15 protein-coding genes are annotated in these 16,332 nt (G+C 71.1%); 7 read left to right on the top strand and 8 right to left on the bottom strand.

Annotated elements, in window-relative coordinates; genetic code table 11:
• Positions 1-8: 8 nt before the first annotated feature.
• Both ORI60_RS24465 and ORI60_RS24470 read right to left on the bottom strand, forming a co-directional pair.
• Complete coding sequence (locus ORI60_RS24465; protein WP_266040139.1) at positions 9-407, bottom strand: hypothetical protein; 399 nt, start codon at positions 405-407, stop codon at positions 9-11.
• Positions 404-997 carry a lipocalin family protein gene (locus ORI60_RS24470; protein ID WP_266040140.1) on the bottom strand — a complete coding sequence of 198 codons (594 nt, stop codon included), beginning with the start codon at positions 995-997 and terminating at the stop codon, positions 404-406. Before ORI60_RS24470 ends, ORI60_RS24465 begins: the two co-directional genes overlap by 4 nt.
• 237 nt (positions 998-1,234) lie before the next feature.
• Between ORI60_RS24470 and ORI60_RS24475 the strand changes: the two genes are divergently transcribed.
• Positions 1,235-2,455, top strand: a complete 1,221-nt coding sequence (locus ORI60_RS24475; RefSeq protein ID WP_266040141.1) for a hypothetical protein — start codon at positions 1,235-1,237, stop codon at positions 2,453-2,455.
• 43 nt (positions 2,456-2,498) lie between these two features.
• Here the strand turns inward: ORI60_RS24475 and ORI60_RS24480 are convergent, their stop codons facing one another.
• Positions 2,499-2,948 (bottom strand): helix-turn-helix transcriptional regulator, encoded by a 450-nt coding sequence (locus tag ORI60_RS24480; RefSeq protein WP_266040143.1) that lies wholly within the window; start codon positions 2,946-2,948, stop codon positions 2,499-2,501.
• 64 nt (positions 2,949-3,012) lie between these two features.
• Positions 3,013-3,504 carry a hypothetical protein gene (locus ORI60_RS24485; protein WP_266040145.1) on the bottom strand — a complete coding sequence of 164 codons (492 nt, stop codon included), beginning with the start codon at positions 3,502-3,504 and terminating at the stop codon, positions 3,013-3,015.
• A gap of 122 nt (positions 3,505-3,626) precedes the next feature.
• Between ORI60_RS24485 and ORI60_RS24490 the strand changes: the two genes are divergently transcribed.
• From ORI60_RS24490 to ORI60_RS24500, 3 genes are all read left to right on the top strand, one after another.
• Positions 3,627-3,767 carry a hypothetical protein gene (locus ORI60_RS24490; RefSeq protein WP_266040146.1) on the top strand — a complete coding sequence of 47 codons (141 nt, stop codon included), beginning with the start codon at positions 3,627-3,629 and terminating at the stop codon, positions 3,765-3,767.
• 20 nt (positions 3,768-3,787) lie between these two features.
• Entirely contained in the window at positions 3,788-4,795 is a 1,008-nt protein-coding gene (locus ORI60_RS24495; RefSeq protein ID WP_266040147.1) for a TerC family protein, read from the top strand.
• Between the two features lie 84 nt (positions 4,796-4,879).
• Entirely contained in the window at positions 4,880-5,758 is an 879-nt protein-coding gene (locus ORI60_RS24500) for a helix-turn-helix domain-containing protein (protein ID WP_266040149.1), read from the top strand.
• A gap of 45 nt (positions 5,759-5,803) precedes the next feature.
• Here the strand turns inward: ORI60_RS24500 and ORI60_RS24505 are convergent, their stop codons facing one another.
• Positions 5,804-6,502 (bottom strand): SDR family NAD(P)-dependent oxidoreductase, encoded by a 699-nt coding sequence (locus ORI60_RS24505; protein ID WP_266040150.1) that lies wholly within the window; start codon positions 6,500-6,502, stop codon positions 5,804-5,806.
• An 18-nt stretch (positions 6,503-6,520) separates the two neighbouring features.
• Between ORI60_RS24505 and ORI60_RS24510 the strand changes: the two genes are divergently transcribed.
• On the top strand, positions 6,521-8,626 hold the full coding sequence (locus ORI60_RS24510; RefSeq protein WP_266040151.1) for a beta-L-arabinofuranosidase domain-containing protein: 2,106 nt from the start codon (positions 6,521-6,523) through the stop codon (positions 8,624-8,626).
• Between the two features lie 3 nt (positions 8,627-8,629).
• On the opposite strand, the gene ORI60_RS24515 is transcribed toward ORI60_RS24510, so the two are convergent.
• The gene (locus tag ORI60_RS24515) at positions 8,630-9,424 is read right to left on the bottom strand and encodes an SDR family NAD(P)-dependent oxidoreductase (RefSeq protein WP_266040153.1); all 795 of its coding nucleotides are present in this window, start codon (positions 9,422-9,424) and stop codon (positions 8,630-8,632) included.
• A gap of 52 nt (positions 9,425-9,476) precedes the next feature.
• Between ORI60_RS24515 and ORI60_RS24520 the strand changes: the two genes are divergently transcribed.
• Positions 9,477-9,866, top strand: coding sequence for a MerR family transcriptional regulator (locus tag ORI60_RS24520; protein ID WP_266040155.1), 390 nt, complete (start codon positions 9,477-9,479; stop codon positions 9,864-9,866).
• Here the strand turns inward: ORI60_RS24520 and ORI60_RS24525 are convergent.
• A complete protein-coding gene (locus tag ORI60_RS24525; protein WP_266040156.1) occupies positions 9,815-11,971 on the bottom strand; it encodes a tetratricopeptide repeat protein in 2,157 nt (718 codons plus the stop codon). The two genes, ORI60_RS24520 and ORI60_RS24525, sit on opposite strands and share 52 nt — an antisense overlap.
• Positions 11,972-12,184: 213 nt before the next feature.
• Between ORI60_RS24525 and ORI60_RS24530 the strand changes: the two genes are divergently transcribed.
• A complete protein-coding gene (locus ORI60_RS24530; protein WP_266040158.1) occupies positions 12,185-15,697 on the top strand; it encodes an AAA domain-containing protein in 3,513 nt (1,170 codons plus the stop codon).
• A gap of 9 nt (positions 15,698-15,706) precedes the next feature.
• On the opposite strand, the gene ORI60_RS24535 is transcribed toward ORI60_RS24530, so the two are convergent.
• Entirely contained in the window at positions 15,707-16,279 is a 573-nt protein-coding gene (locus ORI60_RS24535; RefSeq protein WP_266040159.1) for a hypothetical protein, read from the bottom strand.
• Positions 16,280-16,332: the final 53 nt, after the last annotated feature.

Raw genomic sequence — 16,332 nt, forward strand, 5'->3', positions numbered from 1 at the left:
GAACTCGATCAGCTGACCCTTCCTGCGGGCGCCATCGAACCGCGCTTCCCGTTGGCAGACGATCCTCGAGGGAACTGCGCGGCCACCGTGCGTGGCTCATGAGCAGGACCTCGATCGGCCGCCACCAGGGAACACCGCTCCCGCACCTGGCTCAAGACCCAGCTGATCGCCTCCGCCGAACTCAGCGGTCGGTCCGTCAGGGCCGGCGCCTTGCGCCAGACGTGCGTCCACGCGTCGAGCGCGGCGGTCTCGGCCACGTCCGGATCGACCTGTCCGTTCTCCGCCCGGATCATGTCGACGACGAGGCCGAAGACCGCGACCGCCAGGAGGTCGTACACCTGGCCGAACGCTGTCCGGTCACCTCGGGCGACTGCGGTCATGAGCTCGCCGGCGGACGCCGGCTTCACGGCTGTCCCTCGCAGAGAGGTGCGGAGTCGGGGGCGCCGCCGTCCTGCGCGGTGATCCTGAAGTCGCAGAGGTCGTACCCGTTGCGGACGAGCGCCTGGGCCATGCCGCGAACGTCCTTGCGGGACGGAACGGGGGTGCGCGCCAGCACGAACCCCGACCTGCGGTCCGGTGCACCCACCACGGCCCAGCGGTAGTCGCGGTCGAGGCCGATCACCCAGTACGTCCCCGGCTCGTCGAAGCTCCACCCGTCGGCCGTCCTGACGAACGACACCTCGAGCTTCGCGGTGGAGGCCGGGTCGGCCTGTCGTGCCCTGCCCTCCAGCGACGTCGTCACGCCGTCCGCACGGGTGCACGAGTTCACCACCTTGACCTGCCCCTCCGGCAGCACCGTGTAGTCCGCGCTGTCGTTGCGGACGCACTGCGCCTGGAAGGGCTGGGGAATCGCCGCCACCTGCACCCAGCGGCCGTCGTAGCGCTCGAGGTCGACCGAGCGGACAGGCCGCACCTCGGTGGTCTCCTCCGCGGACGCCGGGGCGGGAACCACGCCCAGTCCGAGAGCGACGATCGCCGTTGCCGCGGTGAAGCGCATGGGAGCACCTTTCGCCTGTGAACGCTGCGCACTCAACGCTATGGCCGACGACGAAGGCCTGCATGACGGCGAGACGGCAGGGTCGGTGAGGTGAGTTCCAAAACCGCCTGCCGCACGACCTCGGGCGGCAGGCGCGCGGGGTGACCTTCTCCCTCGAAGCCTTGGCCCGTTGGGCACTGGCTCCGACCCCGCGCCGCGCTGGACAGTCGGAGCAACGGTGAGGACTAGGGGGCGGCGATGCACGGTTCCTGGAAGCAGGTCTTCGGTTCGTCCAACCGGAAACCGCTGGCGCTGTTCACGTCGGCGGTGCTGGCCGGTGCGCTGATGGCGGACGGCTCCGCCGGCGCCGCGGCGAGGCCGACGATCGTCGAGCTCGGCACACTGCCCGGATACGGCAGCAGCCAGGCGTCGCTGATCAACGACGCCGGTGTGGTCGCCGGTGTGGTCGTGGGTGCTGATCAGCAGCCGCGCGCGGTGCGCTGGAACCGCGCCGGACGCATCAGCGCGCTCGGCCTCTTGCCCGGCGCCACGGCCAGTTCGGTGGTGGGGATCAACGACGCCGGCGTCGTCGTGGGGTCGATGACCGTCGACGGCCGGCAACGTGCGGTGCGCTGGGACCGGGCCGGACGTGTGACCGCACTGGCCCTCCCGCCGGGAGGCGTGGCCACGTCACCGGTCGGCATCAACGAAGGCGGCCTCGTCCTCGGGGAGGCCACACTCGCCGGCAACGAGGTGCGGGCGGTGAGCTGGGACGCCGCGGGGCGCGTCCTCGATCTCGACGACCTGCCGGGCAGTGCCTACAGCACCGCTCGAGCTGTCAACGACGCCGGGATGGCGATCGGGACCATGCCGCAGGCGGACGGCACGTTTCGTGCCGTGCGGTGGAGCCGGTCGGGCCGTGTCACCGCGCTGAACCCGACGCCTGGGTTTCCCTACAGCATGGCGTACGCGTTGAACAACGCAGGAGTGGTCGTCGGCTACGCCTCCGGTCCGGTAGGGGACATCCAGGCCGTGCGCTGGGACCTGGCTGGTCGTCTCACGGTCCTCTCCGACCCGCCGGGCATGCGCTCGAACGGAATCGTCGGGATGAACGACGCGGGCACCGTGATCGCCCACGGCTCCGCGGTCGACGGCGGTGCGGGTCACGCCTTGCGCTGGGATCCTTCGTCCGGCGCCACCGATCTCGGCGCGCTCTTCGACAGGGGATGGAGCGCGCCGGTCGGGATCAACCGCTCCGGGGTGATCATCGGCATCGCCGGGGTGCCGAGCGGCGCGACGCACGCGGTGCGGTGGGACGCCAAGGGCCGGATCGCAGATCTGGGCACGCTGCCGGCCGATCCCGCCAGCAGCAGTTACGCGCGCGCGATCAACAACACCGGAGCCGCTGCCGGCTTCGTGCTCGGCAGCGACGGCATCCGGTCGCGTGCCGTGCTGTGGCCCGACGTGTCCCGGCCCTGACGTGAGCGCTACGCCGGAAACGCGGTGAGGTGCATGTCCGGCATCAGCCGGTGCGGCGGCGCGACGGAGCCGGGGCGGTGCCGCTGTCGGTGCCGGTGCTCGCGGGGCCGACGGCGGCGATGAGGTCGGCGATGCGGTGGTGGGCTTCCAACGGGTGGCGCAGGTGGCCGTCGGCGTTGATGCGGTAGTGGTTGCGGCGCCCGACCTTCGTGCGCTCGACGTAGCCGCCCTGGATGAGGTCGGTGAGGATGAGCTGGACCGCCCGGCTGGTGATGCCGACCTGCTCGGCGATCACGGGCAGGGTCTGGTGAGGGTCCGCGGACAGGCACAGCAGCACGTGCGCGTGGTTGCTCAGGAAGGTCCACGACCCCCCTGGCGCCTGCGGTCCGGTCCGCTGGTCCGCCGTGCCGGAGGTCGCGGGGTCGGACTCTGCCGGGGTGGTCTCCGCGATGGCGGGGACGGCGGGATCGATCGGAGGCTCGGCAGACCGCATGCGCCGACCATAGGCCATCTGCGCGTCGCCGACACCGGTTCCGGGGCTGCTCGATCGGGCGTGATCACACCAGCAAGGCGGTGGGCGCGACGTGCTCGTCGGCGCGCCGGATCCGCAGCCCCGCCGGTGCGCGGCCGAGCAGGTACCGGTGAGCCGGAGGGGTGAGGAGTCGACTGTGAGCGGGTAGGACCAGCAAGTCGGCGTCGTGGCTGCGGCACAGCCGCAGCAAGGCGGTGGCCACGCGACGATGCCGGCTGCCCGGCCCGCGACGGTGAGTCCACGCGGCGGTGTGGATCCGCACGTTCCGCTCGCTGAGCCCCGCGGTCGCGGGGTGTGACAGGAGGGGAGCGAGCACGGTGGCGGTGATCTGGTGGCGACGGGCCTGCTGCCAGGCGATCAGCCGGGCGTTGAGCGTCAAGCCTGGTGGTGGGTGCAGCACGGCGAGCACGAGCCGGCCGTGGTCGGCGATCAGGTGGGCCGCCGCGGGAAGTTCGGTGGCGGGCGAGGGATCGGTGGCGTCGATGGCGTAGAGGAGTTTTGCGCAGCGGGCGGGCATTGAAGACCAGCGTTCCGCGAGTGGGGACCCGTGAGACCGCGAGCAGGCCTCACTTCGAGATTGACGAAGCCTGCTTCGTCGGTCAAGCCTTGACAGGCGAACTGTGGTTCGTCATTCTGGCCGTGCGGAGGGGAGTACCCACCTCGTCCGGGATCGTCATCACGACAGCTCCGCGGTTGTCCGGTCCCGGTGCCACCGTGCACGACGCGCTGCGTTCCGAGTGCGTCTCGGCCGGTGGTCGGGGAGACCTCCGGTTCACCTGACGTGACCGGAGGTGCTTGTCGTGGTTGTTCCGCTGTGGGCGTGGGCCGCGGTGCTCGGTGCGATCCTGGCGATGCTCGCGGTAGACCTGTTCGCCCACCGCCGCGCTCACGTGGTCGGTGTGCGCGAGGCCGCCGTCTGGTCGGCGGTGTGGGTCGCGCTCGGCCTCGGGTTCGGCGCGGTCGTGTGGTGGGCCTGGGGTGCCGAGTTCGCCGCCCAGTACTTCGCCGGCTACGTGATCGAGAAGTCCCTCGCCGTGGACAACGTCTTCGTCTTCGCGATCATCTTCGGCTACTTCGCCGTGCCGCGGGAGTACCAGCACCGGGTGCTGTTCTACGGGGTGCTCGGCGCGTTGGTGTTCCGGGCGGTGTTCATCGCGGCGGGCTCTGTGCTGATCGCGTCCTTCGCGTGGGTCCTGTACGTGTTCGGCGCGTTCCTCGTGGCCACGGGCATCCGGATGGCGATGCACCGCAACGAGACCATCGATCCCGAACGCAGCGTGGTGCTCAGGCTGTTCCGCAAGCTCGTCCCGGTCACCGACCAGTACCACGGGCAGAAGTTCCTGGTGCGCCAGGCTGGTCGCTGGGTGGCCACCCCGCTGCTGGCGGTGCTGGTGCTGGTCGAGGTGACCGACGTCGTGTTCGCCGTCGACTCCATCCCGGCGATCTTCGCCGTCACCCAGCAGCCGTTCTTGGTGTTCACTTCCAACGCCTTCGCCATCCTCGGCCTGCGCGCCATGTACTTCCTGCTCGCCGACCTGATGCACCGCTTCGTCTACCTCAAGCTCGGACTCGCCCTGGTGCTCGTGTGGGTCGGCGTTAAGATGCTGCTGCTGGACCTCTACAAGATCCCCACCTGGTTCTCGCTCGGCGTGGTCGCTGCCCTGCTCGCGGTCGCGGTCACCGCCAGCTGGATCCGCACCCGCACCACATCCGTCGACGCGACCGCCGTCTCTCCCGACCCGGTGGAACCCGGCGTCGGTCGCGACACGGCTGATCGGGAACGTCACCAGGCTCAGCAGCACCGCTGATCCGGCTCCACCCGCACCTGACTCGCTCGACGGTAGGACAACCAGTACCACCTCGAGGAGCGCCGGACACGCGAGACTGGAGTGATGAGCAACGACGACGCTGCGCTGGGTTCGACGATCCGGGCGTGGCGGGACCGGCTGCGACCGGAAGCGGCCGGTCTCCCCGCCCGGCGGACGCGGCGGGCGGCCGGCCTGCGCCGCGAGGAGCTCGCCGAGCTGGCCGGGATCTCCGTCGACTACCTGACCCGCTTGGAGCAGGGACGGTCGGCGAGTCCGTCGGAGCAGGTGGTCGCCTCGCTGGCGAGGGCGTTGCAGCTCAGCGTGGCCGAGCGCGACCACCTGTACCGGCTGGTGCGCTTGGCCGTCCCGGCGCACGACGCGATCTCCGACCACATCCCGCCAGGAGTGCGGCGCGTGCTCGCCGGCCTGGAGCACACGGCCACGGCGGTGTTCGCGGCGGACTGGCAGCTGCTCTGGTGGAACCGGGGCTGGGCAGCGCTGGTCGGCGACCCTGCGCCGATACCGGTGGGACAGCGCAACTTCGCCCGCGACACCTTTCCTGTGCGGCCGGACGCTCCGCTGCTTCGCGGGTGGCCCGTGGCCACCTCGGACGCCGCCGCGACCGAGGTGGCGGTCGTGTCCGACCTGAGGCGTGCCACCGGCCGCTATCCCGCTGACGTCAGGCTGCGTGCCTTGGTCGCGGACCTGATCGAGGGCAACCGGAGGTTCGCCGAGCTGTGGGCGCTGGGCACGGTCGGAGCTCATCGCGAGGACAGCAAGACGATCCACCATCGCTGCGTCGGGCCGGTGGACGTGACCTGCGACGTGCTGACCGACGGGGATCTGGAGCTGAAGATCGTCGTGTTGTCCGCCGCGCCGGGCAGCGAGGACGAGACCCGGCTTCGACTCGCGTTCGTCGCGGGCAACGGGCAGGTCCGGCCGGAGCACGACGTGGCTCGTTGACCGGTGCGGGCGGCCCGTCCGGTTCGGCAGGGCCGCCCGTGCTGATCACCAGGCGACGGAGCCGTACCGGTCGATGACGCGTCCGGTTCCGGAGCCGCGTTCCTCGGTGGCGAGCTGGACGATGGCGTCCGTCCCCTCGGAGACCGTCTGCGGGCCGCTGTGACCGTTGAGGTCGGTCGCCGTGTAGCCGGGGTCGGCCGCGTTGACCCGGATGTCCGGCAACGCCTTGGCGTACTGGGTGGTGAGCATCGTCAGCGCCGCCTTGGACGCCGTGTAGATCGGCGCGACGGTCCTGCCCTCCGCGCGCTCCGGGTCGTGCGTGTGCGTGAACGAACCCATTCCGCTGCTGACGTTGACGATGGCGGGATCCGTCGACTTGCGCAGCAACGGGAGGAAGGCGGTGGTCGTGCGGACGACCCCGGCGACGTTGACGTCGAAGACGTCCAGCACGTCGGTCCCGGTGAGGGTCTCGGCGGACGCACCGTGCGCGCCGCTCACGCCGGCGTTGTTGATCAGGACGTCGATGTGGCCCTCGTGCTCGGCGACGTTCGCCGCCGCGGCCGCGACGGACGCGTCGTCGGTGACGTCGATCTGGACGAACCTCGCCCCGACGGCGGCGGCCGCTTCCTCGCCCCGTTCGGGATCACGAGCACCGGTCAGCACGGTGTGGCCGAGATCGACGAGACGCCGGGCGGCCTCGCGGCCGAGGCCCTTGTTGGCGCCGGTGATGAAGATGGTGGTCATGCGACCGATCGTCGTCCGGTGGCGAAGTGCCTGCCAGGGACGAGTTTTCGGTGGGAACGGGAGTGCCACCTTCGCGTTGTCGCCACCGGCTGGAGTCGGCGGTGCGGCGATACCTTCCGGGCGGCGCGAGGTCAGGAGCGGCCGAGGGCGGAGGTCGACTCGCGCACGACCAGGCGGCACGGCTGGCGGACCACGCCGGAAGGCACGACGCTGGAGGACGCCTCGCCCAACAACCGGGACGCGGGTGTCGTGGCCGCCCCCTCCGGCGGGCCCGCGGACTGGGTCCCGACCTTCCCCGGCTACCTCGGCGCGATCCCGGAGGACGCGGTGCTGCGCCTGGGCCCGCCGCGCTGGGCGGTCTACGGCGGCAACGCGCAGACGAACACGTGGGCGCCCTGGTACACCCAGCACAAGATCATGCGCGGTCTGCTCGACGCGTACTACAACACCGGCAACGCCCAGGCCCTCGACGTCGTGACGAAGATGGCGGACTGGGCGCACCTGGCGCTCACCGTCGGCGACAAGAACCACCCCGGCTACGCCGGCCCGCTGACCCGCGACGACCTCAACCGCATGTGGGACCTCTACATCGGCGGCGAGTTCGGCGGCGCGAACGAGGTCTTCCCGGAGATCGGCCACCTCACCGGCGACGGCAAGCACCTGGAGACCGCCCGGTGCTTCGACAACCGGGAGTCGCTGTTCGGCGCCTGCGTGCAGAACCGGGACACCCTCGTCGTCACCCCGCAGAACCGTCCCGGCCGCCTTCGCCCCGAGCGGCTGTACGCCAACACGCACGTGCCGCAGTTCGTCGGCTACCTCAGCGTCTACGAGCGCGGCGGCGGCCAGGAGTACTTCACCGCGGCGAAGAACTTCTTCGGCAAGGTCGTCCCTGGCCGCATGTTCGCCCACGGTGGCGTGGGCGGGAACTACCCCGGTTCCAACAACAACCTCGAGCTGTTCCAGAACCGCGGCAACGTCGCGAACGCCATCGCCACGAGCGGCGCGGAGACCTGCACGACCTACAACCTCCTCAAGCTGGCCCGCAACCTGTTCCTGCACGAGCACGACCCGGCGTACATGGACTACTACGAGCGCGGCCTGTTCAACATGATCACGGGGTCGCGCGCCGACACCACGGCCACCGGCGACCCGCAGGTGACCTACTTCCAGCCGGTGAGCCCGGGCGTCGTGCGCAGCTACGGCAACACGGGAACGTGCTGCGGCGGCACCGGCCTGGAGAACCACACGAAGTACCAGGAGACGGTCTTCCTCCGCTCGGCCGACGGCGGCGCGCTGTGGGTCAACCTCTACGTCCCCGCCACGCTCACCTGGCCGGAGCGGGGTTTCACCGTCACGCAGCGGACCTCCTTCCCGCGCCAGGACCACGCGGAGCTCACCGTGGACGGTGCGGGCAGGCTGGACCTCGAGCTGCGGGTGCCAGCGTGGGCGCGACTCGGCTTCACCGTGACCGTCAACGGCCAGGCGCAGGACGTCGACGCGCGGCCCGGCACCTACGTGACGCTGAGCCGGGACTGGCGGCGCGGCGACGTGGTGGGGATCCGGATGCCGTTCGGCCTGCGGATCGAGCGGGCACCCGACCGCCCCGACACCCAGGCGGTCTTCTGGGGCCCGGTGCTGCTGCAGTTCCTGGGCGGCGGGGCGTTCCCCGAGCTGTCGCTGTACCGCCACCTCAAGCGGGACGGCGACTACGGCCGCGCCGCGATCAGGGCCGGCGCGGTCACGGCGGCCGGCGACCCGACGTTCACCGCGGGCGGGTTCACGTTGCGGCCCTACCACATCAGCGACAGCCGGCCCGCGTCCTCGTACTTCCGGCGGGTCGAACCGACGGTCGTCTTCGGCTCCGTCGACACCGGCGTGCCCAACCGCAAGCGGAACGACGGCCTGCCGCGCTACGACGTCCCCGTCGAAGGCGTCGTCTCACCCGGCACCGACGGCCCGACCTTCCTGGACCTGCTCTGGGACCAGGCGCCCTTCCCCGACCACGGGCGGTTCGTCAGCGCGGTCACGGCCCTCGCCGACGCCTTCGTCAGCGCGGGCAGGTTCACCGCGGCCGAACGGGCCGCGGTCGTGTCCAAGGCGGCCGAGGCCGAGCGGGAGCTGTAGACGTCAGGCGGGAACGGTGTCCTGCTGGACACCGCCTCTGGCCATGATCCGACGCGCGACGGCGAGGCCGACGCGCGTCGGCAGAACCCTGCCGAACAAGAACGCGATCAGCGCGTTGGCCCTGCCGTCGATGACCGCCGGTCCGTTGCCTGACAGAGCGCGGAACACGGTGTCGGCGACGGTCTCGGGGCTCCGCGTGGCGCGGGTGTTCATCGGCGTCCTCGTGGGGCCGGGACTGACCGCCACCACCCGGACACCGGTGCCGCGGGTCTCGGCCCACAGCGCGCGGGTGAACGAGACGACGTACGCCTTCGTCGCCGCGTACACCGCCAGGTAGGGGGCGGGCATGTACGCCCCGGTGCTCGCGATGGTGACGACGGCTCCGCGGCCACGGGCGACCATCGCGGGCATCAGCAGAGCCGTGAGCTCGGTCAACGCGGTGACGTTGACGTCGATCAGGGACCGGAACCGGGCCGGATCGCCGTCGATCACCGGCCCTCGCGAGCTGACACCGGCGTTGTTGACCAGCACCTCCACCTCGATTCCCTGATCGGCCAACGTCCTGGCCAGCCGCGTCGGCGCGTCGGCGGTGGCGAGGTCGAGCGGGACGGTGCGCACGGTCACCCCGTGACGCCGGGTCAGCCGCTCGGCCGCCTTATCGAGCTTGTCGGCGCCGCGGGCGACCAGGACGAGGTGCATTCCGGCGGCGGCCAGCCGCTCGGCGACAGCCGCCCCGATGCCGGTGGAGGCGCCGGTGACGACGGCGAACTTGTCGCGCATCTGCGCTGCAGTGGTCATGGTCTCGACGCTAAACCTTGACGTTGACGTCAAGGTCAAGGTGAACTGGCCCATGCGCATCGGCGAGTTGAGCAAGGCGACCGGCGTCAGCAGCCGGGCACTGCGCTACTACGAGGAGCAGGGCCTGCTGCGCAGCGAGCGCCGGCCCAACGGCTACCGCGAGTACCCTCCCGAGTCGGTCGAGGTCGTCGCGTTCGTCCAGGACCTGTTCCACGCCGGTCTGTCGTCCGACGTGGTCCGGGACGTCCTGCCGTGCGCCCAGAACGAGCACCCGCGTGGCGACTGCGCCGCACTCCTGGCGCGCGTCCAGAAGGTCCGCGACGAACTCCTGCGGCAGGAACAGCAGATCGCGGAGCGTCGCCGGCGACTGGACGCCTATCTCGCCGAGGGCTACGAGACCCCGTCCGGCCGGCTGACCGCGCCGCAGCGCGCCGCCGGCTGAGCGCCGTTCGACGAGCCGGTGAAGGCCGCGGTCAGCCGCTCCCGCATCAGGTCGGCCGCGCTGACGCGGTGCTGCGTCTGGTACAGCTCCAGGCACCGTCGCCAGGTCCTCTCGGCGTCGGCCCGGCGTCCAGCCGCCAGCATCGCCTGGCCGAGGTGCGCGAGGGTGTCGGCCTCGAAGTAGATGTGGCCGATCTCGCGGTACAGCGCTATCGCGTGCTCGTAGGAGTGCAGCGCTTCGGCGTAGCGACCGGCCTGGTAGGCGATGTAGCCCAAGGTGTCGGACGAGTTGGCCGTTCCTTCGAGGTAGTGGTGTTCGTCGAACACCCGCATCGCCTCGCGGCAGTGCGCCCCGGCCTCCGAGTGGTTTCCCAGCCGGGCCTCGAACCAGGCGACCGCGTTGAGCGCCTCGGCCTGCCAGACCGGTGTTCCGTCCCGTTCGTACAGCCGGAGGGCCTGCGAGGCGTGCGCCAGCGCCTGGCAGTCGTCGTGCATCTGTTCCCAGGAGCGCATGAGCGCGAGGTGGGTGTGCGCCTGGCCCGGCACGTCACCGGCTTCCTCGGCGAGGCGCAGCGAGTCCCGCAGGTGGCGCAACGCCTCGTCGTGCTCCCCGATCCGCGCTTTGGCCTGCCCGAGCCGTCGGTGCGCCAGCGCGAGAACCGCCGTGTCGTCGATCTCGGCGGCCGCGCGCAGGCCCAACCTCCACGCGGAGACCTGCTCGTGCAGGTGCCCGCGACGCAGGTAGTAGGTGTGCAGTGCCCAAGCCAGCTGCCACACCACGTCGTGCCAGCCCTGGTCGGCTGCAAGTCGCTGGATCGCAGGCATGCAGGGACGTTCCGCGTCGAACCACCGCAGTGCCGAGGCCTCGTCTCGCAACGAGGTCAGGCAGACGCCGGACGAGGGCGGGGCGAGGTTGATCGGCTGCCGGTGGGGATAGAGCATCCGGTCACCCGCATAGGCGCCGTGCAGGTAGTAGTCCACCAACCTGCGCAGAGCCGGAGCACGGGCGGCCGCTGGGCACCGTTCGGCGGCGTGCAGGCGGATGAGGTCGTGCATCTGGTAGCGGCCAGGTGCCCGCTGTGTCACCAGATGGCTGTCCTCGAGTTCGCGCAACAACCCCGCGACGTCGGCGGCCGGCATCGCCGCGAGGCTGGTGACGGCGGGCAGGCTGATGTCGGACGCCGGGGCGAGGCCCAGCAGCCCGTACAGCGCCGCGGCCGGGGCGGGCAGGGCGTCGTACGACCAGGAGAAGACGGCTCTGATGCCCGAGTTCGTGTCCTCGCTGTTCAGCCCGTCCAGGCGAGCGGCGTGGTCGTGCAGCTCCTCGGCGAGGACGCGGAGCGGGAAGTCGCCGTGACGCGCCGCCCTGACGGCGACGAGCTTGAGCGCCAGCGGCAGACCGGCGCAGCAGTCCACCAGATCGGCCACCGCGACAGGCTCCGCGGCCAACCGGTCCTCACCGAGGTGACGCGCGAGCAGCTCCCGGGCCTCGCCACCGGTCAGCACGTCCAGGTTCAGCGACTGCGCACCGTGCGTGGTGATCAACCCGGTGAGCGACCGGCGGCTGGTGACCAGCACCGCACACGTCGGGCTGCCCGGCAACAACGGGACGATGTGCTCGGTGTCGGGTGCGTTGTCGATCAGGATCAGCATGTGCCTGCCCGCGACGAGACTGCGGTACAGGCCCATCTGCGCGTCCAGCTGGACCGGGATCGCGGCCGGGCCGACCCCCAGCGCATCGAGGAAGCAGCGCAACGCCGCCGCGGAGGAGACCGGGACGCCACCCGGAGCGAACCCCCGCAGGTCGATGTACAACTGGCCGTCGGGGAACCGGTCGAGGTGCTGGTGAGCCCAGTGGAGCGCGAGCCAGGTCTTGCCGATTCCCCCTGTCCCGCCGATCGCGGAGATCACGACCGTCGCACCGGGCTCGTTGTTGGCGTCCAGTTCGGCGGTGAGAGCCGTGAGCTCGTTGGCGCGACCGGTGAACATTCGCGGTGGTGCGGGCAGTTGCCTGGGGACGAGCGGGGAGTCGCTCGGTGGATGCACGTGCACCCCGCCCGTGAGGGTGCCGGTCTGGATCAGCGCGCCGGCGACAGTGCCCGCCACGTCGTTGTGGGTACGCCTTCCACGGCTCACCTCTCCAGTGTGTCCAGTCGAGGGGTCGTCCAGCCGCCCCGTACGAGACATCACCCGACCGGCCGTGCCGCGAGGCTGCCCCCGGAAGTTTCCACTCCGGCCGGACTTCTCCGATCGGCGGGACCGACATGATCAGGAGCGCTAGTCTGATCGCCTTCGTTTGGACAGCGACGATCGGAGTACGTGTTGGGGCCGAGGGCGGACGTCACGCGGGCGCGGGTGGTCGAGTTCTGGCGGACGGTCGAGATGTTCAGTCCGCAGAAGGTCGACAAGCCCGACCGGGAGCAGCGGATGTTCGTGGCGCGACCGGGACAGCCGCTGCCCTGGCAACCGGAGCACGAGCTCGCCCAGTGGCAGCTCAAGCCGGAGCAGGCCTGGCGCCACACGGTGTACCTCGGCATCTACCGCCGCACCGAGGTGTTCGACGTGCTGTCGCAGGTCTTCGAGCCGGACCAGGAGAGCTACGACGAACGTCCCGGCGGGGACAGCGCGGTCGCCGCGTTCCTGGTCGGCGAGGACGGCCGGGCGCTGCTCAACTCCGAGGTGTTGTCCAGTTGTGCCTGGGCCACCGGCGAGGTGCACCGGTCGCAGGGCTGCGGACCCGACTGGTTGTCGCGGTTGCAGGACGCCATGCTCGACTTCACCGCGGAATGGCGGGACTTCGTCACCGACTCGGTGCAACCGGGGGACGAGAAGACGTCACCGCAGCACGTGCTGCGCGTGCTGGACTTCGCCGACCTCGCACGGTGCCTGGAGATCGCCGTCGGTGTGACAGGTACGTCCGGGGTCCTCGCGGCGGCGGACATCCGGATCAGCAGCCAGATCGTGGCCCGCCGCAAGGCCGACAACCCGGGCGGACACGACTTCCTCAACAGCTTCGTCATGAGCGACCTGGCCCTGGTCGCCGAACAGGCGGAGAAGGGCGATGCCGGCGGGGCGCTGCGGGAGTACCTGCGGCCCGAGGCGGAGATCTCAGTCGGCCGTCGGATCGACGTGCGCGAGCGGCTGGACCACGTGCTGGCGAGCACCGCGCCGCAACGGGTCCCGGGCGGTCGATGGCCGAGCAACGCGGCGCACGCGCTGGCGTTGAGCCAGCAGCTGGCCGTGATCACCGCCTCGGGTCTGCAGGACGAGGAAGGGCTCATCGGGGTCAACGGGCCGCCGGGAACGGGCAAGACCACGATGCTCCGCGACCTCGTCGCGCACCTGGTCGTGACGAGGGCGCAGCGTCTCGCGGCCCTGCCGGAACCGGGGAAGGCTTTCACCGGCCGCCGGTTCAACTGGCGCACCGGCGAACGCAAACGTGTGATCCACCAGTGGAATCCCGAGCTGACCGGGTTCGAGATGGTCCTGGCTTCGACGAACAACGTCGCCGTGGAGAACGTGACCGACGAGATCCCCTCCGCGGACGCCATCGACGACTCCTGGCGGGAGCGCGCCGCCGAGGTGGACTACTTCGCGGACATCGCCACCGCGTTGCTCGCGCCAGACGCGGAGAGCGAGCCGGAGGACACGTCCGCCGCCGGCCAGGATCCCGTGGGCTGGGCACTGGTCGCGGCCAAGCTGGGCAACAAGAAGAACCGCGGCCGGTTCGTCGACAGCTTCTGGTTCCACAAGCCGGACGACAAGAAGCCCGACGACTGGTGCGGGATGATGCTGGTGCTGAAGAAGTACGAGCTGGAGACGCCGGACACCACGTGGGCGGCCGCCGTCGAGGAGTTCAGGAACGCTGAGGCGCGGGTCGAGGAACTGCGGACCGAGCGCGCCGCCGTGCACCAGGCGCTCGAACGCCACGGCGTTCTGGCGGCCGGGGTGGCGGACCAGCGGGAAGCGGTCGCTGAAGCCGGGCGGCGCCTCGACGCGGCGCGGGCGCGGTGTGCCGAGTCGGCCGCCGCCGAACGCGTGCGCGAAGCGGAGGCCGACCGCATCGCGTTGCTCCAGCAGGCGAAGGACGAACAGTCGGCACGTGACCGCCTGGCCGCCGCCGAGGACGTCGCCCGCGACCGGAAGGGCGTCGTCGAGCGGCTCAGGTCCGGGCGCCGTGCCGCCGCGGAACGCAAAGTCCAGTCGCACGAGCGCGAAACCACCGAGCGCTGGAACGCTCACGGCGCCCACCAGGACACCCGGCCGGGATGGCTGGCGACCCTGTGCACATTGGGCGGCGCGAAGCGCACGTGGTCCACAAAGGACAGATGGCTGGCTCAGCAGGTCGTCGCCGCCCAACACGACCTGGCCTCCGCGCACCAGGAGCTCGCCGCGGTCCAGTGGGAGATCGACGCAGCCCTGCGGGACCTCGACGCCGCCGCGCACGACGCGGAATCCGTGCGGCGAAAGCTGGCCGCCGGGATACCCGTGCCGGAGGTCCACCACGAGCCGTTGGAGACGGCACGGCGCGCGGTCGCGGCCGCCAACCGGGAACGGACCTCGGCTGAACACGCCCAGGCCCACGCCGAGGCGAAACTGCAGGCACTGGAGGAGGAACTCGGCGTTCTCGGTGGCCGGCTCTCCGACGCCGCCGCGGCACTCGGCCGGCACTACCCCGACACCACGTGGTGGCACGACCGCGACCGCCGGGAGCTCGCCGCCCTGTGGACCGATGCCGAGTGGAACACCGCGCGAAGCGCCCTGTTCATAGCGGCTTTGGCTCTGCACAAGGCGTTCCTGCGCCACAGGCCCACAGAGATGCGGCAGAGCCTCCAGGCGGCCGTGGACGTGGTCAGCGGTGAGGTACCCCGCGACGTCGACCCCGACGCGGTGCTCGCCGCGTGGCAGAGCCTGTTCTTCGTGGTCCCGGTCGTGTCGACGACGTTCGCCTCCTACGCTCGGCTGTTCGGCCACCTCGGCCGGGAGGCGCTGGGGTGGCTGTTGATCGACGAGGCGGGCCAGGCGGCGCCGCAGAACGCCGCGGGCGCGTTGTGGCGGGCGCGGCGGGCCGTCGTCGTGGGCGATCCCCTCCAGCTGGAGCCGATCAACGCCCTCCCGTTCCGCGCGGAACAGGCAATCCGGCAGGAGTTCGGCGTCGACGAGCAGTGGCTGACCAGCCACACCTCCGTGCAGCGACTGGCTGACCGGCTCACCCAGCTCGGCACCTCGCTGCCCGGTGACGACGCCCCCACCTGGGTCGGGATTCCGCTGACCGTGCACCGCCGCTGCGACCAGCCGATGTTCGAGATCGTCAACGCCGTCGCCTACGACGGCCTGATGATCGACGGCACCGCACCGGCGCCGGGCAGGCGGTTCGCCGAGAAGTACCCGAGCCTGCCGGAGTCGAAGTGGATCGACGTACCGGGCGACGCCGCCCAGGGCCACTGGATCCCCGGCGAAGGCGTTCGGCTCGACCGCGTCCTCGACACGCTCGCGAAACTGGACTTCGACATGTCCGACGTCCTGGTGATTGGCCCGTTCCGCGACATCGCCCGCCAGGTGGCGACCCGGACCGAGAGGCACCGGGGCCTGGTGGCCGGCACGGTGCACGCCGTCCAGGGCAAGCAGGCGGACGTCGTCGTCCTCGTACTGGGCGGCGCGCCCGACCGGCCCGGCGCCCGGAGGTGGGCGGCGTCCAAACCCAACCTGCTCAACGTGGCGGTCAGCCGGGCGAAGCACCGCCTGTACGTCATCGGCGACCACGAGGCGTGGTCCACCTTGCCCCACTTCAGGGTGCTGGCGGCGAAGCTGGACCGCACCGACCCGGCCTGAGCGGTGAGGTCAGGCCCGGGTCCACAGGGTGACGTCGCTGCTGGTGGCCACCACCAACGTCCTCCCGGAAGGTGAGAACCCAGCAGCGCGCAACTCGGAGTGGCGTGAATGAAAGATGTGCCACCAGTCCACGCCGTGCTCACCGCTGTGCAGACTTCCGCTCGACAACAACACCCTGTCGTGCGGCCAGTCAGGACTGACCACGTCCACCGACCACCTGTCGGCCCCGCTGTGCAACCCACCGCCTGCCAGCCCGGCGATCGGCACGCGACGCCCTGCGAGCACCCCGATCCCTTGGCAGGTCAGGTCGTTGTCAGGCCATCCCAGATCAGCCTCGCGGTCCCGGGCCACCCGTTCCCCGGTCACGCCGTCGAGCAACCCGAGCCCCTGCGAGGACGCCACCAGCACCAGATCGCGCCCACCACCAGGATCGACGCCGAACCCGACTCCGAGCAGCCCGCCCACTGCGACCACAGGGGACTCGGCAGGCCGCCAAGGCTGCGGCGGCGCCACCACGGGCGCCGCGAGGAACCGCGCGCGCAGCCCGAGCTGGTAGTCGGTGAGCGAAAGATCCTCCACCATGCCGCGAGTATGCCCGTGCTGCGACGCGGCGCCACGACAGGCATCGGCCGCTC

Source organism: Lentzea sp. NEAU-D7 (genome assembly GCF_026242055.1).
In the GTDB taxonomy this organism is placed as follows: domain Bacteria; phylum Actinomycetota; class Actinomycetes; order Mycobacteriales; family Pseudonocardiaceae; genus Lentzea.

Coding starts and splice junctions, on each gene's coding strand:
- ORI60_RS24470 (WP_266040140.1), bottom strand. CDS start 997: ATGCGCTTCACCGCGGCAACGGCGATCGTCGCTCTCGGACTGGGCGTG.
- ORI60_RS24480 (WP_266040143.1), bottom strand. CDS start 2,948: ATGCGGTCTGCCGAGCCTCCGATCGATCCCGCCGTCCCCGCCATCGCG.
- ORI60_RS24515 (WP_266040153.1), bottom strand. CDS start 9,424: ATGACCACTGCAGCGCAGATGCGCGACAAGTTCGCCGTCGTCACCGGC.
- ORI60_RS24475 (WP_266040141.1), top strand. CDS start 1,235: ATGCACGGTTCCTGGAAGCAGGTCTTCGGTTCGTCCAACCGGAAACCG.
- ORI60_RS24485 (WP_266040145.1), bottom strand. CDS start 3,504: ATGCCCGCCCGCTGCGCAAAACTCCTCTACGCCATCGACGCCACCGAT.
- ORI60_RS24535 (WP_266040159.1), bottom strand. CDS start 16,279: ATGGTGGAGGATCTTTCGCTCACCGACTACCAGCTCGGGCTGCGCGCG.
- ORI60_RS24500 (WP_266040149.1), top strand. CDS start 4,880: ATGAGCAACGACGACGCTGCGCTGGGTTCGACGATCCGGGCGTGGCGG.
- ORI60_RS24505 (WP_266040150.1), bottom strand. CDS start 6,502: ATGACCACCATCTTCATCACCGGCGCCAACAAGGGCCTCGGCCGCGAG.
- ORI60_RS24520 (WP_266040155.1), top strand. CDS start 9,477: ATGCGCATCGGCGAGTTGAGCAAGGCGACCGGCGTCAGCAGCCGGGCA.